We start from the raw sequence: 22,805 nt of genomic DNA, 5'->3' as shown, positions 1-22,805 counted from the left end.
TAGACTGCTCCCTCATAAAGACCTCTTTGGATGGACTTATGGCACGGTAGAGCTGCTGGAGACGTGTCAGTCGTAACAAATACCAACTCCACCGACACGCTTTCCCAAGGATTTGATGTTTTGATGACTGGCTTGAAAAATGCCGGCGGTGCTCTGATCGCACGGCTGACATCGGCTCTGCAAAAACACCCCAAGCGCGCCACGGCCGCGCTGGCGACTGTTTTGCTGACCGGTGGCAGCGGTGCCTTTGCAGTGGCCAGCCTGGGGCCCGACCCCGCCGACCTTCCCGTACGCACACTGACCGAACCCGTCACCTCCCTGGCCGCCGGCCAGGATCTGGCCGATCTGACGGATCTGCAGTCCTTCTCCCTCTACCGTTCCGAATACACCCGTGCCAACGACACGACCGAGTCGCTGCTGCAGCGCCTTGGCATTGCCGATCCGCAGGCCGCAGCCTTCATGCGCAGCAACGATGCCGTGCGCCAGAACGTGCTGGGTCGCGCCGGCCGCCTGGTGTCCGCCGAAACCACGCCCGACCAGCAACTGAGCCAGCTGACCGTGCGCTGGGCTCCTGGCGAAGATGGCAGCTTCCAGCGCCTGACCGTGGAGCGCGTGGACGGCAAGCTGCAATCCAAGATCGAGACCGGCAAGCTCACGGCCAGCCCGCGTCTGGCCGGTGGCGTGATTCGCTCCTCCTTCTTTGCCGCCACGGATGCCTCCGACATTCCCGACAGCATCTCCATGCAGATGGCCGACATCTTCCAGGGCGAGCTCGACTTCCGCCGCGGCCTGCGCAAGGGTGACCGATTTGCGGTGGTCTATGAATCGCTGGAAGCCGATGGCGAGCCACTGCGTGCCGGCCGCGTGCTGAGCACCGAGTTCTACAACAATGGCAAGTCGCATCAGGCCATGTGGTTCCAGGAAGCCGGCAAGAAGGGCGCCTACTACACGCTGGACGGCAAGAGCCTGCGCCAGGCCTATCTGAACTATCCCGTGGAGTTCTCGCGCATCAGCAGCGGCTTCTCCATGCGGGTCCACCCCATCCAGAAAACCTGGCGCGCTCATCTGGGCACCGACTTTGCGGCTCCCACCGGCACCAAGGTGCGTACCGTGGGCGACGGCGTCGTGTCCTTTGCCGGCGTGCAGAACGGCTACGGCAATGTGATCTTTGTCGACCACGCCAACCAGCACACCACCGTCTATGCCCACCTGAGCCGCATTGACGTCAAGCGCGGTCAGCGCGTGGACCAGGGCGACATCATCGGCGCCGTGGGCTCCACGGGCTGGGCCACCGGCCCTCATCTGCACTTCGAGTTCCGCGACAAGGGCGAGCAGCGCGATCCGCTGACCATTGCCCAGATCACCGACGCCGCCCAGCCCATCTCCAAGGCCGCCCGCCCGGCCTTCGAGCAGCAGGCCGCGCAGATGCGCATCGAACTCAACGCCGGCACGCAATCGTATGCCGTGGCCAGCGCGCGCTGAGCCAGCGTCGCCATGCACACCAAGGGCTGCAGATTGCAGCCCTTTTTCATTTGCGCATGAAGATCGTTGGCAGCGCCCATCAGACATGCACCGAACGCTACAGCTAAGATAGTAAAACCGTAAGCCTACCTTCCGATCTGCCATGCCCAATGCCATTGAACAAGCCGCCCAAAGCCCTCTCTATATCGGCCTGATGTCCGGCACCTCGCTGGATGGCGTCGATGGGGTTCTCGTGGACTTCAGCCGTGGCACCCAGGTGCTGCAACATGCCAGCTGCAGCTTCGGCGCGGCATTGCGCGCCGAGCTGCTGGCCCTCAATACTGCCGACGGCCAGGATGAACTGCATCGCGCCGCCCTGGCCGCCAATGCACTGGTGCGCCACTATGCGCAGGTAGTGCAGCTGCTGCTGACCACTGCCGGCGCCCGGGCCGGGCAGATCGCCGCCATAGGTGCCCACGGGCAAACCGTGCGCCACCGCCCCCAGATGTTCGATGGCACGGGCTATACGCTGCAGCTCAACAACCCCGCCCTGCTGGCCGAGCTGACCGGCATCACCGTCGTCGCCGATCTGCGCAGCCGTGATCTGGCGGCGGGCGGTCAGGGTGCGCCACTGGTGCCGGCCTTTCACCAAAGCGTGTTCGGCAAGCCCGGGGAAACAGCCCTGGTGCTCAATATCGGCGGCATTGCCAATCTCAGCGTGCTGGGTGCCGACGGCTCGGTGCTCGGCTTCGATACCGGCACCGGCAATGCACTGATGGACGGCTGGTGCCTGCGCCATACCGGCAAGGGCTATGACGAGAGCGGCCGGTGGGCTGCCAGCGGCAAGGTCCTTCCCGAGCTGCTGGCCGCCATGCTGGGCGATCCCTATCTGGCCCAGGAGCCGCCCAAGAGCACGGGGCGCGATCTGTTTCACGCCGACTGGCTGGAGCGGCATCTGCAGCAGCATGCGGCGCAGGCCGCTGCGGTCGATGTGCAGGCAAGCCTTACCGAATTCACCGCCGCCAGTTGCGCCCATGCCGTCCGGCGTTTCGGCAGGGGCGGCACCGAACTGCTGGTATGCGGCGGCGGTGCACTCAATACCTATCTGATGCAACGCCTGGCCGCCTTGCTGCCGGGCGTGAAGGTGAGCTCCACGGCTGAGCGCGGCCTGCCACCGCTGGAAGTGGAAGCCGCTGCCTTTGCCTGGCTGGCACGCCAGTGCCTGCTGGGCCTGCCCGGCAATCTGGCCAGCGTGACGGGCGCCGGCGGCCCGCGCATTCTGGGTGCCATCCACCCCGCCTGAGACTGATAGCCGGCTGTCCTCCCGCCTGCAGGCTCAGGCCGCTACTGCGGCATCCGCCTGCAGCCTGTGCTGCACGGCCGGCAGATCGGGCAAGCCGAAATGGCCGCGCAGCGTGCTGCTCTGGTAGTCGCTGCGGAACAGCCCACGCTTGCGCAAAATGGGCACGACCTCGCTGGCAAACAGCTCCAGCTGCTGCGTGATCACCGGTGGCATCACATTGAAACCATCGGCAGCACCCGTGCGGAACCAGTCTTCGATCGTGTCCGCCACCTGCTCGGGCGTGCCGGCAATCGCAAGATGCCCGCGCGCGCCTGCCAGCCGCTTGAGCAGCTGACGCAGCGTGAGCCCGTCGCGCAGCGTGGTCTCCACATAGCCTATGGCGCGGCTCTTGGAAGCTTCCACCAGTGTGGGGTCCGGAAAGTCATCGCGCGTGAGGCGGCGGTCCAGCGGCAGGCCGCTGAAATCATGGCCACCAAAGCGGGCCGACAGACGTCCCAGCCCCACTTCGATGCTGGTCAGGCTGTCGAGCTCCTCCCACACCTGGCGGGCTTCGTACTCCGTGGAGCCGATCGCGGCGCTGATGCCCGGCAGGATCACGATATCCTCGGCCCGGCGCCCCAGCGCCCTCGCCTGTCCCTTGATATCGGCATAAAAGCCTTGCGCCGACTCCTTGCTGCCATGCGCCGTGAATATGGCCTCGGCCCATTGCGCGGCAAAGGCCCGGCCGGTATCGGACTGGCCGGCCTGCACCAGTACCGGACGGCCCTGGGGGCTGCCCGGCACATTCAGCGGTCCGCGCGTACGGATATGCGTGCCCGCATAGTTGACGGGGCGCACCTGGCCGATGTCCAGGTACTGGCCCGATGCGGCATCGTCCACCACCGCAGCGCCCGGAAAGCTGCGCCACAGCGCATCCACTGCGGCCACGAATTCCTCGGCGATGCGGTAGCGCTCGGCATGCTCGACATTCTGCTGCAGTCCGTAGTTTTCGCCGGCCCGAGGCAACCAGGAGGTCACGATATTCCAGCCTGCCCGGCCCTTGGACAGGTGGTCCAGCGTGGCGAACTGCCGCGCCAGCGTATAGGGCAGGCTGTAGGTGGTGGAAGCCGTTCCGATCAGCCCGATACGCTCGGTATGCTGCGCCAGCGCCGCCAGCAGCAGCAACGGCTCGAGCTGACCCGAAGAGGCCATTTGCCCGCTGTCGGGCCCGACCAGCCCGTCGGCCAGAAACACGGCATCGAACTTGGCGGCCTCGGCAATGCGGGCAGCATCCACATACAGTTGCAGGTCGGTCAGTGCCTTGGGATTGGCGCCGGGGTGACGCCAGGCACCTTCATGGTGGCCTCGCGTCATCAGAAACAGGTTCAGGTGTAGTTGTCGCGTCATGGCACAGCTTCTTTCAGACAAATTCGGCTTCCACACCCAGACTGCGCAGCAAGGTCGCGCGCAGCTGCATGAAAGCAGGGTGGTCGGGGCGCCGCGGATGGGCCAGATCCAGCGCATGGTCTTCGGCGATCTTTCCGTCCCTGAGCACCAGAATCCGGTCTGCCAGCAGCAGGGATTCATCCACATCGTGGGTGACCAGGATCACCGTCGGGCGCACGCGCTCCACCATGCGCCGCAGCAGGCCCTGCATGCGCAGGCGGGTCAGCGCATCGAGGGCACCAAAAGGCTCGTCGGCCAGCAGCACATGCGGCTCGCGCAGCAAGGAGCGGGCCAGTGCCGCGCGCTGCTTTTGCCCGCCCGACAAGCTGGCGGGCCAGGCCGCTGCCTTGTCTGCCAGCCCCACCTCGCGCAGCAACTGAGCTGCGGCAGGCCGGACAGCCTGGGCGTCCAGACCCAGCGTCAGGTTGTCCAGCACCGTCAGCCAGGGCAGCAGGCGCGAATCCTGGAACAGCACGGACACATTGCCGTGTGCAACCGCCGTCCCCGAACTCCGGGCCTCGACATCCAGACCGGCCAATGCGCGCAACAGCGTGGTCTTGCCGGAGCCCGACTCTCCCAGCAGCGCCACGAACTGCCCCGGCGCAATATCAAGCCCGAGGTCGTCGAGCACCTGCTTGCCATGAAAGCTGCGGCTGAAGCCATGCAGGTGCACAGCACCTGCCAATGATGGACGGTTCATGATCCCAGCGACCTCCGGTAGGACAGCACATGTGCCTCCAGGCGACGCACCGCCGCGTCGGAGAGCAGACCCAGCAGCGCGTAGATCAGAATGCCCACCACGATCACATCGGTCTGCCCCCAGTCGCGCGCACGGTTCATCAAGTAACCGATGCCGGTCTGCGTGTTGATCAGCTCCAGCACCACCAGCGCCGTCCAGCACAGCGAGACCGCCATGCGCAGGCCGACAAAAAAGCCTGGCAAGGCTCCGGGCAGGGCCACCTTGCGAATGAACTCGGCACGCGACAGTCCCAGCGTCTGCGCCAGCTCCACATGACCGATGTCTATGCTGCGCAGCGCTGCATGGGTGTTGATATAGATGGGAATCAGCACGGCGGTGAAGATGAGGAAGACCTTCATCGCCTCGCCTATGCCCAGCCAGATGATGGCCAGCGGAATCAGCGCCAGCGTGGGAACGGCCCGCTTGATCTGCACCAGGCCATCGATCAGGGCCTCGCCGGTGCGGCTCAGTCCGGCAGCCAGCGCCAGCAGCACGCCCACCACAATGCCCAGAAACAGCCCTGTGTAGGCGCGCCCGGCCGACGCCAGCAGATGCGGCAGCAGGCTTCCATCAAGGGCCATTTCATAGCCTGTGCGCAATGCCTGAGACGGTGCGGTCAGCGTCTCGGGCGAGAGATAACCCAGGCGCGATGCGGCCTCCCACAACAGCAACAGCAGGGCCGGCCCGGCCAGCAGCATGCCCGGCGACAGGCGGGCCGGCACCAGTGCCGGGGTCTTGCGGTCTGGCGCGGCAAGCGGCGCTCCGGTCTGAGACTGCCAGCCGGCCACGCGCGCTTCCAGAGGAATCGGAGTCATCACGGCAGCTCCTCAGCGATTGGCGACGATCACGCCGTCATAGCTCGCCACAAAGGAGTCCCTGGCATCCAGACGCCGGGGCAGGCTGCCGGCGCTGTGCAGGATGTCGATGAGCTTCTGATGATGAGGCTGGGCCTGTGCAGCGGTCTGGAACTCGAGCGGAGCCTGCGCCGCCTGTATGGCCGCAGCGCTCTCGGCATCGAGGCGCTGGAAGTTGCGCAGGTAATGCTGCTCCCATTCCTTGCGATGGGTATTGCTCCAGCGCCCCGCGCGCACGAAGGAGGCCAGGAATTCGCGAATGGCCTCGGCCTTCTGCGGATCGGCCAGCACCTCCGGACGGGCATAGATATAGGAGGTGGAAGGCAGCAGCTGACGCTCCAGGGGATCGGGCACCACACGCGCACCGATCTGCCTGGACAGCCGCGTGACATGCGGCTCGGCAATGGTGGCGACATCCACGGCGCGGGCGCGCAAGGCATCGTTGAGTTCGGCCACGCGCAGATGCACCAGCGTGACATCCTTGAGCGTCAGGCCCGCCCGGTTCAGGGCCTCGATCAGGAAAACCTGGCGCCCCGAGCCTTCGACATAGCTCACGCGCTTGCCACGCAGATCGCTCAGCCGCTCCACCCCGGCGCCGGCATGTTGCAGCAAACGATATTCCGCTCTGGCTCGGGTGAAGGTTGCGATGATGGGCAGGTTCACGCCTGCTGCACGCGCCTGGATGGGAGGTGTGTCTCCCACATAGGCCATGTCCAGCGCTCCGGCGCGGATGGCCTCGAAGATGGCCGGACCGCCGGCAAAATTGGGCAGCTCCAGCTGAAAGCCGGTCTTCTTGCGTTCGCCGCTGGCATCCAGCAGATGGCGAATCAGCTCGCTCTGGTCAGCGACGACCAGCCTGGTCTTGGCGTCCACCGCAGCATGCGCAGCACCGGTGATACCGGCTGCCGCCATTGCCAGCCATGAAGGCCCGGCCAGCAGAAATCGACGCTTGTCCACTTTCTTCTCCCATGTATGCAATGGGGCAGATGCTAGGGAGCCGTCGATCGATTCAAAAATATTGATTTCAAATTTGGAAACAACCAACTCATCCGAGCGCCGGTGCCGGTCCAGCGGACGCGCATGGATTTCGCTGTGCTGTCAGGCACTTAAGGCGGCAGGCGACCATCGAGGCCAGGCGCACGAACGCACCACAAGCCTTGATTCGGCAATATGCTCATGAAATCAATGTTGTTGAGGCCCGGGGAAATGAATGACCATCCGGGCGTCTGCCCATCAAGGCACAGGCCATCGGCAGGCCCGGCGCCCGCAATGCAAAAAGCAGCCCGACCCACCAGTAGCCGGACTGCTTTTCGCTTCTTGGATGTCCTGTCCGGCTGGCTCCTTCGAGCCATGCCGGGTTCGATCGGCGCCTGACGACTCAGTGACCGCCGACGTAGATGAACTTGAACAGGAACAGGGCAGCAATCACCCACATGATCCAGTGCACCTCCTTGACCTTGCCCGTGAACAGCTTGAGCACGGCATAGGTAATGAAGCCGAAGGCCAGGCCGTTGGCGATGGAGTAGGTGAAAGGCATCATCAGCGCGGTGACGACTGCCGGTATGGCTTCGGTGGTTTCATCCCACTGCACTTCCGTCAGGTCACGCAGCATCAGGCAGGCCACGAACAGCAGCGCAGGTGCGGTGGCATAGCCGGGCACGACACCGGCCAGCGGCGCGATGAACAGACAGGCCAGGAAGAGCATCGCAACCGTCAGAGCCGTCAGGCCCGTACGACCGCCAGCCTGCACACCGGCAGCGCTCTCCACATAGGCGGTGGTGCTGGAAGTACCCAGGATGGAGCCCACGAAAATCGCGCCCGAATCGGCCAGCAGCGAGCGGTTGAAACGCCCCATGCGCTCAGGCACCAGCAGGCCGGCGCGGCGCGCCACGCCCATCAGCGTGCCGGTGGCATCAAACAGCTCCACCAGGAAGAACACCAGCACCACGTTGAGGAAGCCCGTGGTCAGCGCCGTCTTGATGTCGAGCTTCATGAAGGTGGGCTCGATGGAGGGAGGCGCCGAGAAGATGCCGTGGAAGGTGTTGCCACCGAAGAAGAACGAGGCCACGGTCACGGCCAGAATGCCGATCAGCAATGCACCCGGCACCTTGAGACGGTCCAGCACCACGATCAGCAAGAAGCCCAGCAGCGCCATGATGACCTCGGGCTTGTGCAGATCGCCCAGCGTCACATAGGTGTTCTGGTCGGCAGCAACCACACCGGCGGTCTTGAGCGCGATCAGCGCCAGGAACAGTCCCAGCCCGACGGTGATGGACACACGTATGGACTGCGGTATGCCCTTGATGATGAGCTCACGCAGGCCCAGCATCGTGCAGATCAGGAACAGGCATCCCGAGACGAACACCGCCCCCAGGGCAGCCTCCCATGTATAGCCCATCTTGAGTACCACCACATAGGCAAAATAGGCGTTCAGCCCCATGCCCGGCGCCAGCGCAATCGGGTAGTTGGCATACAGCGCCATGATGGTCGACCCCAGCGCTGCGATCAGGCAGGTGGCGACAAAGACCGAGCCCTTGGGCATGCCCGCATCCCCCAGGATGGAGGGGTTGACGAACATGATGTAGGCCATTGAAAGAAAGGTCGTCAGCCCTGCGACCAGTTCCGTGCGCACATTGGTGTTGTGCTCCCTGAGTTTGAATATCCGCTCTGTCCAGTTCATTGCATAGTCTCCGTGTTGTTTTGCATGCGAGGCGCAACGCGAGGAACGCGCCCGGTCCTGCGCCGCCAAATGGACGGCGCAGCACATGGCCTTGCCCCGCGGCAAACAGCCATGACTCAAATGGCTGCCGCCCCGCAAGGCGACAACACCTGTGAGGAAAAACTAGCCAGTGTGCCCTTGAACGGCTTCCACTGCTCTGAGGATGGCCTCTGACGTGGCCGGTGCCTGCAGAGGCGGATTCGCCCGGTGCTCGCCGGCGGCGGACACCGCATCGCGAATCGCGAAGAACACCGAGAACGGCAGCAGCAGCGGCGGCTCGCCCACGGCCTTGCTGCGGTGGATGGAGTCTTCATAGTTGTCGCCCTCGAACAGGCGCACATTGAAGACCGGCGGGCAGTCATTGGCCGTGGGAATCTTGTAGGTACTGGGCGCATGGGTCGTGAGCTTTCCGGTTTGCGGATGCCAGACCAGCTCCTCGGTGGTCAGCCAGCCCATTCCCTGAATGAAGGCCCCCTCCACCTGACCCACATCGACGGCCGGGTTCAGCGAGCGGCCCACGTCATGCAGCACATCGGCGCGCAGCAGCTTCCATTCGCCCGTCAGCGTATCGATGACCACCTCGCTGACGGCCGCGCCATAGGCAAAGTAGAAGAAGGGGTGGCCCTTCATGCGCTTGCCGTCCCAGTGCAACCCGGGCGTCGCATAGAAGCCATCCGACCACAGCTGCACACGCTGCAGATAGGCTGCGCGCACCAGCTCGGCAAACGGCACATTCTGGCCATTGACCTGCACCGCATTGTTGGCAAAGCGCACGTCCCCGGCGTCGCCGCCATGCAGGCGTGCAGCGCATTCGGCCAGACGCTCGCGCAGCTGGCGTGCGGCATCCTGTGCGGCCTTGCCGTTGAGGTCGGCTCCCGTCGAGGCCGCCGTGGCCGAGGTGTTGGCCACCTTGCTGGTATCGGTGGCCGTCACGCGCACATTCTCGAAGGCTACGCCCAGCTCATGCGCCACCACCTGCGCCACCTTGGTGTTCAGGCCCTGGCCCATTTCGGTGCCGCCATGGTTCACGAGAATCGAGCCATCGGTATAGATATGGACCAGTGCGCCGGCCTGGTTGAAGTGGGCCACATTGAAGGAGATGCCGAACTTCAGCGGCGTCAGCGCCAGGCCGCGCTTGAGCACGGCACTGCCGGCGTTGAAGGCATTCACGGCCGCACGGCGCGCACGGTAGTCGCTGGACTCCTCCAGCTCGGCCACCAGCTCGTGAATCACGTTATCGGTCACGACCTGCTCATAGGGCGTGATGTTGCGCTCGCCCTTGCCGTAGAAGTTGACGCGCCGCACATCGAGCGGATCGCGCCCCAGGCTGCGCGCCACCGTATCCAGAATGTTCTCGATGGCAATCGCGCCCTGCGGTCCGCCAAAGCCACGGAAAGCCGTGTTGCTCTGGGTGTTGGTCTTGCCCATGTAGCCGTGCATGAGCACATCGGGCAGCCAGTAGGTATTGTCGAAATGGCACAGCGCACGCGTCATCACCGGCGCCGACAAATCGGCAGAGTGACCGGCGCGCGAGACCATGGAGATCTCGGCTCCCAGCACGCGGCCTTCATCGTCATAGCCCACTTCGTACTCATACCAGAAGCAGTGACGGCGACCGGTGATCATGAAGTCGTCGTCGCGGTCCAGGCGCAGCTTGACCGGCTTTTGCAGCCGGGTCGCCGCCACGGCCGCCACGCAGGCGAACAGCGCCGACTGCGACTCCTTGCCGCCGAAGCCGCCGCCCATGCGCCGGCATTCCACATGCACGCTGTGTGAAGCCACGCCCAGGGCATGCGCCACCAGGTGCTGCATTTCGCTGGGATGCTGGGTGGAGCAGTGAATATGTACGGCTCCGTCTTCCTTGGGCGTGGCGTAGCTGATCTGCCCTTCCAGATAGAACTGCTCCTGCCCGCCCACATCGAAGGAGCCCTTGAGGCGGTGCGGCGCGGCATCCATGGCGGCGCGCGCGCCGCCTTCGCGGGTGCTGCGCTCCAGGTGCATGGGCGGCATCACGTACTGGCCCAGCTCATGGGCCTGGCGCGGCGTCAGCACGGGCGGCAGCTCGCTGATGGTGGCGGCCGCCTTGGCCAGGGCCGCAGCACGCCTTGCCGCGTCGCGCGAGCGGGCAATCACGGCGAACAGGGGCTGGCCCACGTAGCGGATCTCGCCGTCGCAGAGGATGGGGTCGTCATGAATGATGGAGCCGCAGTCGTTGACGCCGGGAATATCGGCTGCCGTGATCACCTCCACCACTTCGGGCATGGCGCGCACGGCCTCCAGCGCCAGCGCCGTCAGACGGCCATGGGCCACGGGCGAGAGCCCCAGGGCGCAGTGCAGCGTGCCTTCCAGCTCGGGCAGGTCGTCGATATAGGCGGCCTCGCCGGCCACATGCAGGTGTGCGGACTCGTGCTTGCGGCTGACACCCACGCGGGCACCCTGGTCATGGGCCTTAGCCTCGGTCACTTCGTCGATGCGATAGGCCTGGTTCTTGCGGTAGTCGGCAAAGGCTTCTGCCACCAGTTCATTCGTCAGTTCATGGGGGTGGTTCATTTCAGACTCCTTGCTCCACGGCAGCAGGAACAACATGGGGCATCACGCTCCAGACACTGGTCGCCTCGGTACTTTGCGGCTGATCGGCGCGCGTTTCCAGCCACAGACGCTGGATCAGGTTCTGCGCCACCTTGAGACGGTAGTCGGCGCTGGCGCGCATATCGCTCATGGGCTTGAAATCCTGGGCCAGCGCGGCCTGTGCGGCCTTCACGTTCTCCGGGCTCCAGGGCTTGCCCAGCAGGGCCGCTTCGGCTGCCGCCGCTCTTCTGACCGTGGCCGCCATGCCGCCAAAGGCCAGTCGGATGGATTGCACGATCTCGCCATCGAGCTCGATGGCAAAGCCGGCGCACAGGGCCGAGATATCGCAGTCGAAGCGCTTGCTGATCTTGTAGCCACGCACCTGGCGCTGCATGGCCGCCAGCGGCACCGCCAGGGCCTGCACGAACTCGCCCGCCTCCAGCTGGTTCTTCATATAGTCCAGATAGAAATCCGTCAGCGGCATGCGGCGCACACGCTCGCCCTTGCGCAGCTCGATCTGGGCATCCAGCGCCATCAGCACCGGCGGCGAATCGCCGATCGGCGAGCCGTTGGCCACATTGCCGCCCATGGTCCCCGCGTGGCGGATGGGTGTGGAGGCAAATCGCAGCCAGACATCGGTCAGGCTGGGCCAGCGCTGCACCAGCGCACTCCAGGCCGATTCCAGCGAAGCCCCGGCGCCGATATACAGCTCGCCGCCCTCGGCATCGGGCCGTACTTCGATGCGCTTCATCTCGGCCACATCGCCGACGTAAATCATGTCGCCCAGGTCGCGGAACTGCTTGTTGACCCAGAGCCCCACATCGGTGGAGCCTGCCACGATGCGCGCCTTGGGCTTGGCCTCGCACAGGCTGGCCAGATCTGCCAGCGTGCGCGGAGCGTGGAAGAAGTCGGTGCGCAGGCCCTGGGGGGCCGCATAGTTCAGACCCGCGTCGCCGGCCTCGGCCTGCAGGCCTTGCAGCGCAGCCACCACGGGCGCCGTATCCAGTCGCACCGCCGGCAGGTCGAACATGCGCTGACCGGCATCGAGAATCGGGCGATAGCCCGTGCAGCGGCACAGGTTGCCCGAGAGTTCGTCGGCCAGCTGCTGGCGCGTGGGCTCGCTGCCCTGCTGCTGGTGATGCTCATAGGCCGACCACAGCGTCATCACGATGCCGGGCGTGCAGAAGCCGCATTGCGAACCATGGCACTCCACCATGGCCTGCTGTACCGGATGCAGGCTTTGCGGGCCTGCAGGCTTGCCGGCGCAGGCAGACTTGCCCGCGCACTGGCTCTTGAGGTCTTCCACCGTGAACAAGGCCTTGCCATGCAGGCTGGGCAGGAATTGAATGCAGGCATTGACGGTCTGCAGGCGCAGGCCGTTGACGGCCTGCTCGTCGCCGGCTTCGGCCAGCTCGCCGATGACTACCGTGCAGGCACCGCAATCGCCTTCGTTGCAGCCTTCCTTGGTGCCCGTGCAATGGGCATCCTCGCGCAGCCATTGCAGCACGGAGCGTGTGGGGTGCGGGCCTTGCACTTCCACCACCTCGCCACGGTGGAAGAAGCGTATCGGTTGAGAGTTCTGACTGGTGCTCATGATCGTGGGACTGGGTGAGATTGAATGCCTGCATGCAAGATGCATTCCAAACGCAGCATTCGTCAAGATCGAAGGCTACGCCTGCAGGGGCAGCTTCTCATATGGACGCGCTCATAGGGGCTATGTAGTGCGTCATATATCCATGACCAAAATCAAGGGTGAACCCGTACAAAACCCCGTTTCCTACGGGTAAGTCCCAGGAAGTGGAAGCCGAGTCACGCTCCCCTATCAATAGCTAATAGCGCCTTCCAATAAACAATTTCATAGATAAAACTATCTGAAATCGTTTATTGACAATCGCTGCAAGCTATCAAATTTTCAGGCATCGCCACCATCCGGAGCCGGGCGTACAGGCTCGTCGACATCGAGCTGGCTGAACACCAGCGTGGCCGCCAGCGTCATCAAGGCCACCGTCACAAAGGTGGCGCGGATGGCCTGCATGCGCTCGTCGCTGTGCGCCGGCCACATATCGCTGAAGCCCGTCAGCAAGGCTCCGGCCAGGGCCACGCCCATGCTCATGGCCAGCATCTGCACCATGGACAGCAGGCTGTTGCCGCTGCTGGCCGACTCGCCCTCCATATCCTTGAGCGTGACCGAATTCATGGCCGAGAACTGCATGGAGTTGAAGCCACCGAAGATGAACAGCTGCACCAGCAGCAGCCAGACCGGCGTGCCCGGCACCACCAGCCCGAACGAAGCCAGCATGAGGGCCAGCATCACCGAGTTGACCTGCAGCACGCGCTTGTAGCCATGGCGCTGCACCGTGCGCACCGCGATGCGCTTGACCAGCATGCTGCCGGTGACCGTGGCCAGCATCATCAGACCCGCGTTCATGGGCGACATCTTGAGGCCGACCTGCAGCATCAGCGGGATCAGGAACGGCGCGGCGCCGCTGCCGAAACGGGTGAACAGATTGCCCAGCAGGCCCACGCGCAGCGAGCGCACCTTGAACAGGCCCGGCGCAAACAGCGGCTCATCCACGCGCAGCGCATGCATCCAGTAGCTGGCCAGGCTGGCCAGACCGAACACCATGAGCACCACCACCAGCGCCATGCCCAGCCCCATGCCGGACAGGCCGTCCAGCGCGATGGAAATGGCCACCATGCCGAAGGCCAGCATGGCGTAGCCCGTACCGTCAAAACGGTGCACGGCCACGGGCGCGCTGCGCGGGAACCAGCGCCAGGTGGCCCACAGGCCGATAAGGCCCACGGGCACATTGATCCAGAAGATCCAGTGCCAGCTGGCGTACTCCACCATCCAGCCGCCCAGGGTAGGCCCCAGCAACGGCCCGACCTGGCCGGGAATGGCAATAAAGCTCATGGCGCGAATGAACTCGCCACGCGGATAGGTGCGCAGCACGGCCAGCCGCCCCACGGGCAGCATCATGGCGCCCCCCACGCCCTGCACCACGCGTGCCGCGATCAGAAACGGCAGGCTGGGCGAGAGCGCACACAGCACCGAACCCAGCACAAACAGGCCGATCGCCCAGCCATAGACACGGCGCGTGCCAAAGCGGTCGGCCACCCAGCCCGTGGCCGGAATCAGCATGGCCGTGGTCAGCGCATAGGCCACGATGACCGACTGCATCTTCATCGGGCTCTCGCCCAGCTCGGTCGCCATGGCCGGCAACGCCGTGTTGAGAATGGTCGCGTCCAGCGACTGCATGAAAAAGCCGATGGCCACTAGCCACAGCAGTCTTTCTTTGTGGGGGGCACTATGGTGCGCGGCGGGCATCTCACCCATGGGCAGCTCCGGAACAAGGCGGCACGGCAATAAAAAAGCCGCTGACTCGCAGCGGCTTAAGCAATATGCGAACGCCAGACCAGAGCGGCCGGCGCGCAGACAATCATCCGACTCAGACCGAGAAGCTGGAGCCGCAACCGCAGGTGGTCGAGGCGTTGGGGTTCTTGATCACGAACTGGGCGCCCTGCAGATCTTCCTTGTAGTCGATCTCGGCGCCCACCAGATACTGATAGCTCATGGAGTCGATCAGCAGCGAGACACCGTTCTTGGTCATGGTGGTGTCGTCGTCGTTGGTGATCTCGTCGAAGGTGAAACCGTACTGGAAACCGGAGCAGCCACCACCTTGCACAAAAACGCGCAGCTTCAGATCGGGATTGCCTTCTTCGGCGATCAGGTCGGCCACCTTGGCAGCAGCGCTGTCGGTGAAGACGATGGGGGAAGGCATTTCGGTGGTCGTGGTTTCAGCAACGGCGCTCATGGCATTACTCCGTAGTTTCTTGATTGCCTGAAATGGTACAGCAAGGGGCTCGGGAATACCGGCCGTATCTCTTTGTCGCCAGTGCAAGTGGGGGCTTTGCGCAAGCGCTGGACAAGGCTGCGGCCGCCCATGAAAAAAACCGCCAGGAACTTGCATTCGAGGCGGCTTTTCCTGAAAAGACTCCGCAGAGTCTTTCCTGCAGGGGAAACGGATTAACGCTTCGAGAACTGCTTGGCGCGGCGTGCGGAGTGCAGACCGACCTTCTTACGTTCGACTTCACGAGCGTCGCGAGTCACGAAGCCGGCTTGGCTCAGTGCAGGCTTCAGAGCTGCGTCATAGTCGATCAGGGCACGGGTGATGCCGTGACGGGTTGCACCGGCTTGACCGGATTCGCCGCCGCCATGGACGTTCACTTGAATGTCGAAAGTCTCCAGGTTCTCAGTCAGAACCAGGGGTTGCTTTGCGATCATGATGGAGGTTTCGCGACCAAAGTACTGCTGAATGTCCTTGCCATTCACAGTAATCTTGCCGGAGCCCTTCTTCAGAAACACGCGAGCGACGCTGGACTTGCGACGGCCTGTGCCATTGTTCCAATCACCAATCATCTAGGTCTCCTTAGATTTCCAGAGCCTTAGGCTGCTGTGCGGTATGGGGGTGCTCAGCACCGCCGTAAACCTTCAGCTTCTTGATCATGGCGTAGCCCAGAGGACCCTTGGGCAGCATGCCCTTGACGGCCTTCTCGAGAGCACGGCCAGGGAACTTGGCTTGCAGGTCGCGGAAGTTGGTAGCAGTGATGCCACCGGGGAAACCGGAGTGACGGTAGTACACCTTGTCCAGGTTCTTGGTACCAGTGACCTTGAGCTTGGAGGCGTTGATGATGACGATGTAGTCACCGGTGTCAACGTGAGGTGTGTAAATGGCCTTGTGCTTGCCGCGCAGACGGAGTGCCACTTCGCTGGCGACACGTCCGAGCACCTTATCGGTGGCGTCAATCACAAACCACTCGTGTTGCACCTCAGCGGGCTTTGCGCTGAATGTAGACATGAGTTTTCTCTTTCAAGAGGGTTTGGCGGTCCCTTTTCCGCGGTCGGTGCTTCTTCTTGAAAAAGACAGGTCTTTTAAAGGAAGCCTCTTAGGCGGGGTTACTCGGACCCATTTAAACTTGGCCCAAGCCTTCGCCGCGGGAACCATAAAATCGCTGCGAAGCCCGCCATTATACAAAAACGCCAGAATCTGCGTGTTTTCGTGCAGCAGCCTGTTGTGAAACAGCCCCCAGTGCCTGTTTCTCCCTCTGCACCCAGGCGCCGACAGCCTTTAAAGACCACAGGGTAAAAAGTGCTGTTCCCCTCTTGCCCTGCTGGTTACCATCCATCTCTATGTTCAGTTACCGCCACGCCTTCCATGCAGGCAATCACGCCGATGTGCTCAAGCACACCGTTCTGATTGCCACCGTGCAATACCTCACGCAAAAAGAGGCTGCGCTGACGGTGCTCGACACCCACGGCGGAGCGGGCCTGTACCGCCTGGACGGCGACTACGCCAGCAAGAGCGGCGAAGCCGAAGAAGGCGTGCTGCGCCTAGCTGCCGCAAAGGAGGCCGAGCTGGCCCCGGTGCTGCAGGACTATCTGCAGATGGTGCGCCGCTTCAACCGGGGCAATGCCATCCGCAACTACCCCGGCTCGCCCTTCATCTCACAGGCACTGCTGCGCGGCCATGACCGCCTCAAGGCCTTCGAGCTGCACCCCACGGACATGCGTTCGCTGACCGGCAACATGGCCCAGCTGGAAGCCAGGCGCCAGGTCGCCATCCTGCACGAGGATGGCTTCGAAGGCGTGAAGAAATTCCTGCCTCCGCCTTCGCGCCGCGCATTGCTGCTCTGCGATCCGAGCTACGAATTGAAGACCGACTACGGCCGCGTGCTGGATATGGTGGCGGACAGCCTCAAGCGCTTTCCCACAGGCACTTACGCCGTCTGGTACCCCATCATCCCGCGCCCGGATGCCCATGATCTGCCCAAGCGGCTCAAGACCATAACCACCAAGGCCGGCAAGAGCTGGCTGCATGCCACGCTCACGGTCAAGAGCAACAAGACCTCCGAACGCGGCGGCCTGCCCGCCAGCGGCATGTTCCTGATCAACCCGCCGTTCAATCTCAAGGATCAGCTCAAGCCCGCCATGCCGCAGCTGGTCAAGCTGCTGGGTCAGGACAGCAACGCAGGATTCACGCTGGAGTCTGGCGGCTGATTGCGCGGCTGCGGGTCGGCCCTTGCCGGCCCTCTGCAGTCCAGGCGCACCAGCTTTGCAGGCGATGCGCCGCCCTCAACCAGCAATAATGGTTCAGCGCTTGCGCTTGGCGGTCTGTGACACCTTGCGGGTGGGCTGCCTCGCGGACGCCGCGCGCGTCTTGGCGGTGGCAGCGCCCAGCGCCACGCTGGGGTGACGCTTTCGGCTCGACGCATTGAGCGTGGCCGGGCATTCGTCTTCGTCGGCCTCCAGCTGCCACAGCTCCACGGGCTTGATGCCCAGGCCCAGCATGCCCAGCTCCTGGGCTGCAGCCTTGCTCAGGTCGATGACGCGACCGGGCGCGAAGGGGCCGCGGTCATTGATACGCACCACCACGCTCTTGCCGGTCACGGAGCTGCGCACGCAGACACGCGTTCCGAAAGGCAGGGTCTTGTGCGCTGCCGTCATGTCCATGCTGTCGAAGCGCTCGCCGCTGGCCGTCTTGCGGCCATGGAACTGCTCGCCATACCAGGAGGCCAGGCCCGCCTGGTCGCTTTCACGCGGAGGGCTCAGTTCGTACTTGTTGCTGTCTTCGGGCAGGTCTGCCTTGTCGGCATCCGCAGGCTTGTTGGCCTTGACGCCCAGGCCTTTGTCGCGATAGTTGCTGCGCGCATAGGCATCGGGAAGCAAGGGAGCGGAGACCGTGGGCTGCGCTCCCTTTTTTCGGGGCTGGCTCTGAGTGACGGTGGCCTGTTCCTCGGGCTTTTCCGGCAGTGGAGCACAGCCGGCCATGGTCGCGGTAACGACGGCAAGACCTATCCACTGACAACAACGCAAGCGCCAAAATTTCGGTTGCACGGGCGCAATCTCCTTGAAAGCTCAAGTGAGAGCCGCCCAAGACCGGCCGCCTCGCGGCCGGCAAGCTTTTGGCTTACAGACCCAGACGGTCGCAGATCTCCAGAGTGGCGACGCTCTGGTTCATCGTATAGAAGTGCAGCCCGGGAGCCCCCTGGCTGCGCAACTGCTCGCATAGATGAGTCACGACATCCAGACCGAACGCACGAATGGAAGCGGTGTCATCTCCGAACGTCTGCAGACGCAGACGAATCCAGCGCGGAATCTCGGCACCACATGCATCCGAGAAGCGCATCAGCTGTGTAGAGCTGGTAATCGGCATGATTCCTGGCACGACCGGCACGTCGAGCCCCAGAGCCCTCACCTCATCGACAAAGCGCATGTATGCGTCGGCATTGTAGAAGTATTGCGTGATGGCGGAATCTGCACCAGCGCGCACTTTAGCAACAAATGCGTCCAGATCGCTGCGAGGGGACTTTGCTTGAGGGTGAGTTTCGGGATAGGCGGCAACTTCGATGTGAAACCAGTCGCCGAACTCCTGGCGCACGAAAGCCACCAGATCGCTGGCGTACTGGAACTCGCCGCCCAGGCCGTAGCCGCTGGGCAGGTCACCGCGCAAGGCGACGATGCGCTTGACGCCCATGGCCTTGAGTTCGTTCAGCTCGGCGCGCACTTTTTCATGCGTGGCGCCGATGCAGGAGAAGTGCGAGGCCGCGCCCACCCCCTCGTTCTGGATGTCGCGCACCATGGTGAAGGTGCCGGCCTGGGTGGAGCCGCCCGCACCATAGGTCACGGAACAGAACTCGGGCTTGCGCGCATACAGGGCCTGGCGCACGCCCACATGCTTGGCAGCGCCTTCGGGCGTCTTGGTGGGGAAAAACTCGAAGCTGACGGGAAAGCTCATGGCGGTCTATGTCTCTGAATCCTGGGTCATGGGCGGGCTCCGATGGCTCGGCACCCGCCACGCTCTTGTGCTCAGCGCTGCTTGCGCTTTCTACTCAACGCTCGTTTCGCTTTTTCTGCTTGCTGCGGGCCGGGCCGGGCTGGCCGAAGCTGGCCACCTCGGGGTCTTCATACAGCTCCTGCTTGGCGCGCTGGGCCTTGATGTCGGCACGCGAAGGGCGCTTGGCGGCCGCCTTGACGGCCGGCCTGGCCGCAGCCGCTTCGTCTGCAACGACAGGGGCCGGAGCCTTGACTTCAGCGCCCTGCTGGGCCCAGACAAAGAATTCGTGATTGCCGTCGCCGCCTTCTATCGGCGAGTCCAGCCATTGCCTGACGCTCAGCCCCAGATCGCCGAGGCAGTCGCGAATGCGCTTTTCGACCTCGGCGTACAGGGCCGTGTCGCGCACGATGCCGCCCTTGCCGATCTGGCCGGGCTGCAGCTCGAACTGCGGCTTGACCAGCATCAGCAGCTGGCCATGGGGCTTGAGCAGCTGCACCACGGCAGGCAGCACCAGGGTCAGCGAGATAAAGGACAGATCGCCGGTCACGAAATCAAATGCCGGGGTGATATCGATATTCTCGGTGCCGGGCTTGCGGCGCAGTTCCACCGGAGCCAGACCTTCGGCCCGGGCCTTGGCCTTGGCGGCGCGCTCGGCCTTGAAGCTCTCGACATCCTGCTCCTTGGCATCGTCGCTGTCGTCATAGTCCTCATCGACCTGACCGCCGTTGCGCATCCAGGCATAGGGGGCGACGGGCTGGGTGTCGTTGTCCTCTTCTTCCTCGATGACTTCGCACAGCGCCTCGTCGCAGGCCTTCTCCAGCAGCTCGGGCGTCAGCGCGCGGGCGTTGAAGCCCTCGACGCAGACCACGCGCTCGTCATTCTTCAGGCGCTCGTGCAGCTGGCCGTGGCCCACGTCGAGGCCGATGACCTGTGTCGCACCGGCCTGCAGCAGGCAATCGGTGAAGCCGCCCGTGCTCTGGCCCACGTCCAGGCAGCGCAAGCCCTTGACGCTCAGGCCGGTCGCGGCCAGCGCGCCTTCGAGCTTGAGCCCGCCGCGCGAGATGTATTTGGCCTCGGCGGCGTCCAGCAGCTGCAGCTCGGCACCGGCAGGAATGTCATCGCCGTTCTTGGCCACTTTCTTCCAAGGCGCCAGCGGCGTCAGCCGCCACTCCACACCCGAGGCGATCAGGCGCTGGGCCTGGGAACGGGTGGCAGCATGACCTGCTTCAACCAAAAAAACATCTGCGCGCATAGCGTCGCTTCCTTTGAAATAAACCGGTGCCAGGCGCTGCACGGCGTGCAACGGGCAAAAGAAATCTTTTTTAGATAGCTGCTTGCGTTCGTCTTGCTTGAGATTCAGATAGATATCTATCTGAAATCATTACCTAACAAGCGCAAGCAGCTATCAAATAAATCAACACAACCCCGATGCTGGCGCACACCAAACAAGGGACAGCGAGCAAGAGCCGCCTCGCAGCGAGGCTGTCGTCCCCCTCCGGCGAAGCCAGAGAGGGGGAAGGCGCAAAGCGCCTCAGGGGGAGTTAATAGCGATACGTTTCAGGCTTGTAAGGGCCCTGCTTGCTCACGCCGATATAAGCGGCCTGCTCGTCGCTCAGTTCGGTCAGCATGGCGCCGACCTTCTTCAGGTGCAGCCGGGCGACCTTTTCGTCCAGGATCTTGGGCAGCACATAGACCTTGCCCACTTCGTAGGCGTCGGGACGGGTGAACAGCTCGATCTGGGCCAGGGTCTGGTTGGCGAAGGAGTTGGACATCACAAAGCTGGGGTGACCGGTGGCGCAACCCAGGTTCACCAGACGGCCCTTGGCCAGCAGGGTGATCTTCTTGCCGTCGGGGAACTCGATCTGGTCCACCTGGGGCTTCACTTCTTCCCACTTGTACTTCTCGATCGAAGCCACATCGATTTCGTTGTCGAAGTGACCGATGTTGCAGACGATGGCCTGATCCTTCATGGCAACCATGTGCTCGTGACGGATGATGTCCTTGTTGCCGGTGGTGGTCACGAAGATATCGGCCTTGTCGGCAGCGTATTCCATGGTCACGACCTTGTAGCCTTCCATGGCGGCCTGCAGGGCGTTGATGGGGTCGATCTCGGTCACCCAGACCTGGGCCGACAGCGCGCGCAGCGCCTGGGCGGAGCCCTTGCCCACGTCGCCGTAGCCGGCCACGCAAGCCACCTTGCCGGCGATCATCACGTCGGTGGCGCGCTTGATGCCGTCCACCAGCGATTCGCGGCAGCCGTACAGATTGTCGAACTTGGACTTGGTCACCGAGTCGTTGACGTTGATGGCGCGGAACAGCAGCGTGCCCTTGGCCGACATTTCGTTGAGGCGGTGCACACCGGTGGTGGTCTCTTCGGTCACGCCCATGATCTGGGCCGACTTGCGGCTGTACCAGGTCGGGTCCTGGGCCAGCTTGGCCTTGATGGCGGCGAAGACGATGCGCTCTTCTTCCGAGCCGGGGTTGGCCAGCACGGACAGATCCTTCTCGGCGCGCTTGCCCAGGTGCATGAGCATGGTGGCGTCGCCGCCGTCATCCAGGATCATGTTGGGGCCTTCGCCTTCGGTGCCGGCGGCGCCGAATTCAAAGATGGAGTGGGTGTAGTTCCAGTAGTCTTCCAGCGACTCGCCCTTGATGGCGTAGACTGGCACGCCGGTTTCGGCGATGGCAGCCGCTGCGTGGTCCTGGGTCGAGAAGATGTTGCACGAGGCCCAGCGCACTTGCGCGCCCAGAGCCGTCAGCGTCTCGATCAGCACGGCGGTCTGGATGGTCATGTGCAGCGAGCCGGTGATGCGCGCGCCCTTCAGGGGCTGGGCAGCAGCGAACTCCTCACGCACGGCCATCAGACCGGGCATCTCGGTTTCGGCGATCCTGATTTCCTTGCGGCCCCAGGCAGCCAGGGAAATATCGGTAATGGCCGAATCAGCGGGGTTGAAGCGCACGGCAGCGTTCATGGTTTTCTCCAAATCTTGAATGAAAAACCACGTTCTGCAGCAGAGGGGGAATAAACCGGCTCACCGCACAGAAAGCGTGGGCGAGCGTCGTTGCGGGATGAAATCCGAGCCTCACGCCCCGCGCAGGCCAGCTCATGGCTGGCTGGGGAACGCTGCAACGCTCCTCGGATGGACGGCGATTATAAAGGAATCAGCCTTCCAGTCCCACCAAGCGATAACCGACTTGCAACTCGGTGATCAGATGCCGGGGCTGGGCCGGATCGCTCTCTATCTTCTGGCGCAGATTGGCCATGTGCACGCGCAGATAGTGAGGGCGGTCCAGGTACTCCGCCCCCCAGACCTGCAGCAGCAGCTGGCGGTGCGTCAGCACCTTTCCATGGCCGGCAATCAGGGTCGCCAGCAGACGGAACTCTATGGGCGTCAGGTGCACAGCCACACCGTCGCGCTTGACATCGTGGGCCGCCAGATCCACCACCACCGTGCCGAAACGCGCACAGCTGCCGGGCTTGTCTGCTGCCGACGCCTGCTGACGGCGGCGCAGCATCACGCGCAGCCGGGCCAGCAACTCGGGCACGCCAAAGGGCTTGGTCAGATAGTCGTCGGCACCGGCGTCCAGCGCCGCCACCTTCTCCTCCTCCCGCTCGCGCGCGGACAGGACCAGAATCGGCAGCTGGCTCCAGCCACGCAGCTCGGCAATCACGCTCTTGCCATCGGCATCGGGCAGGCCCAGATCCAGCACCACGGCATCGGGCTGGCGGCTGGCGGCCTCGATCAGGCCGCGCCTGGCGGTTTCGGACTCGAACACCTGCCAGCCTTCGTCCTCCAGTGCCAGGCGCACAAAGCGGCGGATGCTGGCGTCGTCTTCAATCAGCAAGATGCGGGGGGAGGCGCTTGTCATGTTCGGATTTGCATGGGATGCACGGGATTGT

The 22,805-nt window shown here is 63.7% G+C and carries 19 protein-coding genes and 1 riboswitch; of the genes, 3 read left to right on the top strand and 16 right to left on the bottom strand.

All coding sequences use genetic code 11. The features are described from left to right. Window positions 1-123: 123 nt before the first annotated feature. Entirely contained in the window at window positions 124-1,482 is a 1,359-nt protein-coding gene (locus FSY59_RS05100) for a M23 family metallopeptidase (protein WP_003058979.1), read from the top strand. 142 nt (window positions 1,483-1,624) lie between these two features. After that, window positions 1,625-2,764 carry an anhydro-N-acetylmuramic acid kinase gene (locus tag FSY59_RS05095; protein WP_148728617.1) on the top strand — a complete coding sequence of 380 codons (1,140 nt, stop codon included), beginning with the start codon at window positions 1,625-1,627 and terminating at the stop codon, window positions 2,762-2,764. A gap of 33 nt (window positions 2,765-2,797) precedes the next feature. Here FSY59_RS05095 and FSY59_RS05090 read toward each other — a convergent pair whose 3' ends face one another. From FSY59_RS05090 to rplM, 11 genes are all read right to left on the bottom strand, one after another. Then, the gene (locus FSY59_RS05090; protein ID WP_148728616.1) at window positions 2,798-4,150 is read right to left on the bottom strand and encodes an LLM class flavin-dependent oxidoreductase; all 1,353 of its coding nucleotides are present in this window, start codon (window positions 4,148-4,150) and stop codon (window positions 2,798-2,800) included. Window positions 4,151-4,163: 13 nt separating this feature from the next. After that, window positions 4,164-4,889: an ABC transporter ATP-binding protein gene (locus tag FSY59_RS05085; protein WP_003058985.1), complete on the bottom strand. Its 726-nt coding sequence runs from the start codon at window positions 4,887-4,889 to the stop codon at window positions 4,164-4,166. After that, a complete protein-coding gene (locus FSY59_RS05080; RefSeq protein WP_043370784.1) occupies window positions 4,886-5,743 on the bottom strand; it encodes an ABC transporter permease in 858 nt (285 codons plus the stop codon). Before FSY59_RS05080 ends, FSY59_RS05085 begins: the two co-directional genes overlap by 4 nt. Before the next feature lie 12 nt (window positions 5,744-5,755). Beyond that, a complete protein-coding gene (locus tag FSY59_RS05075; protein ID WP_034401197.1) occupies window positions 5,756-6,739 on the bottom strand; it encodes an ABC transporter substrate-binding protein in 984 nt (327 codons plus the stop codon). Window positions 6,740-7,160: 421 nt separating this feature from the next. Continuing rightward, window positions 7,161-8,462, bottom strand: a complete 1,302-nt coding sequence (locus FSY59_RS05070; protein ID WP_003058992.1) for an NCS2 family permease — start codon at window positions 8,460-8,462, stop codon at window positions 7,161-7,163. A 162-nt stretch (window positions 8,463-8,624) separates the two neighbouring features. Beyond that, on the bottom strand, window positions 8,625-11,051 hold the full coding sequence (gene xdhB, locus FSY59_RS05065) for a xanthine dehydrogenase molybdopterin binding subunit (RefSeq protein ID WP_003058994.1): 2,427 nt from the start codon (window positions 11,049-11,051) through the stop codon (window positions 8,625-8,627). 1 nt (window position 11,052) lies between these two features. Continuing rightward, on the bottom strand, window positions 11,053-12,663 hold the full coding sequence (gene xdhA / locus FSY59_RS05060) for a xanthine dehydrogenase small subunit (RefSeq protein WP_050871764.1): 1,611 nt from the start codon (window positions 12,661-12,663) through the stop codon (window positions 11,053-11,055). A 318-nt stretch (window positions 12,664-12,981) separates the two neighbouring features. After that, entirely contained in the window at window positions 12,982-14,436 is a 1,455-nt protein-coding gene (mdtD, locus tag FSY59_RS05055; protein WP_255439167.1) for a multidrug transporter subunit MdtD, read from the bottom strand. An 82-nt stretch (window positions 14,437-14,518) separates the two neighbouring features. After that, window positions 14,519-14,884 (bottom strand): iron-sulfur cluster insertion protein ErpA, encoded by a 366-nt coding sequence (gene erpA, locus FSY59_RS05050; protein ID WP_003059000.1) that lies wholly within the window; start codon window positions 14,882-14,884, stop codon window positions 14,519-14,521. Between the two features lie 212 nt (window positions 14,885-15,096). After that, entirely contained in the window at window positions 15,097-15,489 is a 393-nt protein-coding gene (gene rpsI, locus FSY59_RS05045) for a 30S ribosomal protein S9 (RefSeq protein ID WP_003059002.1), read from the bottom strand. A gap of 10 nt (window positions 15,490-15,499) precedes the next feature. After that, window positions 15,500-15,928: a 50S ribosomal protein L13 gene (gene rplM, locus FSY59_RS05040; RefSeq protein ID WP_003059004.1), complete on the bottom strand. Its 429-nt coding sequence runs from the start codon at window positions 15,926-15,928 to the stop codon at window positions 15,500-15,502. 332 nt (window positions 15,929-16,260) lie between these two features. Between rplM and FSY59_RS05035 the strand changes: the two genes are divergently transcribed. Then, window positions 16,261-17,127, top strand: a complete 867-nt coding sequence (locus FSY59_RS05035; protein WP_148728614.1) for a 23S rRNA (adenine(2030)-N(6))-methyltransferase RlmJ — start codon at window positions 16,261-16,263, stop codon at window positions 17,125-17,127. 93 nt (window positions 17,128-17,220) lie between these two features. On the opposite strand, the gene FSY59_RS05030 is transcribed toward FSY59_RS05035, so the two are convergent. The 5 genes from FSY59_RS05030 to FSY59_RS05010 form a co-directional block, all read right to left on the bottom strand. Beyond that, complete coding sequence (locus FSY59_RS05030; protein WP_148728797.1) at window positions 17,221-17,898, bottom strand: septal ring lytic transglycosylase RlpA family protein; 678 nt, start codon at window positions 17,896-17,898, stop codon at window positions 17,221-17,223. Between the two features lie 139 nt (window positions 17,899-18,037). After that, window positions 18,038-18,865 (bottom strand): methylenetetrahydrofolate reductase [NAD(P)H], encoded by an 828-nt coding sequence (gene metF, locus FSY59_RS05025; RefSeq protein WP_003059010.1) that lies wholly within the window; start codon window positions 18,863-18,865, stop codon window positions 18,038-18,040. Window positions 18,866-18,959: 94 nt separating this feature from the next. Then, on the bottom strand, window positions 18,960-20,156 hold the full coding sequence (locus FSY59_RS05020) for a TlyA family RNA methyltransferase (protein WP_003059012.1): 1,197 nt from the start codon (window positions 20,154-20,156) through the stop codon (window positions 18,960-18,962). A 289-nt stretch (window positions 20,157-20,445) separates the two neighbouring features. Continuing rightward, on the bottom strand, window positions 20,446-21,876 hold the full coding sequence (gene ahcY, locus FSY59_RS05015; protein WP_148728613.1) for an adenosylhomocysteinase: 1,431 nt from the start codon (window positions 21,874-21,876) through the stop codon (window positions 20,446-20,448). 75 nt (window positions 21,877-21,951) lie between these two features. After that, window positions 21,952-22,048, bottom strand: a riboswitch (S-adenosyl-L-homocysteine riboswitch). 18 nt (window positions 22,049-22,066) lie between these two features. Beyond that, the gene (locus tag FSY59_RS05010) at window positions 22,067-22,774 is read right to left on the bottom strand and encodes a response regulator (protein ID WP_148728612.1); all 708 of its coding nucleotides are present in this window, start codon (window positions 22,772-22,774) and stop codon (window positions 22,067-22,069) included. Window positions 22,775-22,805: the final 31 nt, after the last annotated feature.

It is taken from the genome of Comamonas sp. Z3 (assembly GCF_008121565.1).
GTDB classification, from domain to species: domain Bacteria; phylum Pseudomonadota; class Gammaproteobacteria; order Burkholderiales; family Burkholderiaceae_C; genus Comamonas; species Comamonas brasiliensis.
Note: the sequence above shows the minus strand (reverse complement) of the source record. Positions and strands in the feature narration are given on the sequence as shown.

Excerpts from the sequence above, each read along its gene's own strand:
- FSY59_RS05100 (WP_003058979.1), top strand. The coding sequence starts at position 124 with ATGACTGGCTTGAAAAATGCCGGCGGTGCTCTGATCGCACGGCTGACA.
- FSY59_RS05095 (WP_148728617.1), top strand. The coding sequence starts at position 1,625 with ATGCCCAATGCCATTGAACAAGCCGCCCAAAGCCCTCTCTATATCGGC.
- FSY59_RS05090 (WP_148728616.1), bottom strand. The coding sequence starts at position 4,150 with ATGACGCGACAACTACACCTGAACCTGTTTCTGATGACGCGAGGCCAC.
- FSY59_RS05085 (WP_003058985.1), bottom strand. The coding sequence starts at position 4,889 with ATGAACCGTCCATCATTGGCAGGTGCTGTGCACCTGCATGGCTTCAGC.
- FSY59_RS05080 (WP_043370784.1), bottom strand. The coding sequence starts at position 5,743 with ATGACTCCGATTCCTCTGGAAGCGCGCGTGGCCGGCTGGCAGTCTCAG.
- FSY59_RS05070 (WP_003058992.1), bottom strand. The coding sequence starts at position 8,462 with ATGAACTGGACAGAGCGGATATTCAAACTCAGGGAGCACAACACCAAT.
- xdhB (WP_003058994.1), bottom strand. The coding sequence starts at position 11,051 with ATGAACCACCCCCATGAACTGACGAATGAACTGGTGGCAGAAGCCTTT.
- xdhA (WP_050871764.1), bottom strand. The coding sequence starts at position 12,663 with ATGAGCACCAGTCAGAACTCTCAACCGATACGCTTCTTCCACCGTGGC.
- erpA (WP_003059000.1), bottom strand. The coding sequence starts at position 14,884 with ATGAGCGCCGTTGCTGAAACCACGACCACCGAAATGCCTTCCCCCATC.
- rpsI (WP_003059002.1), bottom strand. The coding sequence starts at position 15,489 with ATGATTGGTGATTGGAACAATGGCACAGGCCGTCGCAAGTCCAGCGTC.
- rplM (WP_003059004.1), bottom strand. The coding sequence starts at position 15,928 with ATGTCTACATTCAGCGCAAAGCCCGCTGAGGTGCAACACGAGTGGTTT.
- FSY59_RS05035 (WP_148728614.1), top strand. The coding sequence starts at position 16,261 with ATGTTCAGTTACCGCCACGCCTTCCATGCAGGCAATCACGCCGATGTG.
- FSY59_RS05030 (WP_148728797.1), bottom strand. The coding sequence starts at position 17,898 with ATGGCCGGCTGTGCTCCACTGCCGGAAAAGCCCGAGGAACAGGCCACC.
- metF (WP_003059010.1), bottom strand. The coding sequence starts at position 18,865 with ATGAGCTTTCCCGTCAGCTTCGAGTTTTTCCCCACCAAGACGCCCGAA.
- FSY59_RS05020 (WP_003059012.1), bottom strand. The coding sequence starts at position 20,156 with ATGCGCGCAGATGTTTTTTTGGTTGAAGCAGGTCATGCTGCCACCCGT.
- ahcY (WP_148728613.1), bottom strand. The coding sequence starts at position 21,876 with ATGAACGCTGCCGTGCGCTTCAACCCCGCTGATTCGGCCATTACCGAT.
- FSY59_RS05010 (WP_148728612.1), bottom strand. The coding sequence starts at position 22,774 with ATGACAAGCGCCTCCCCCCGCATCTTGCTGATTGAAGACGACGCCAGC.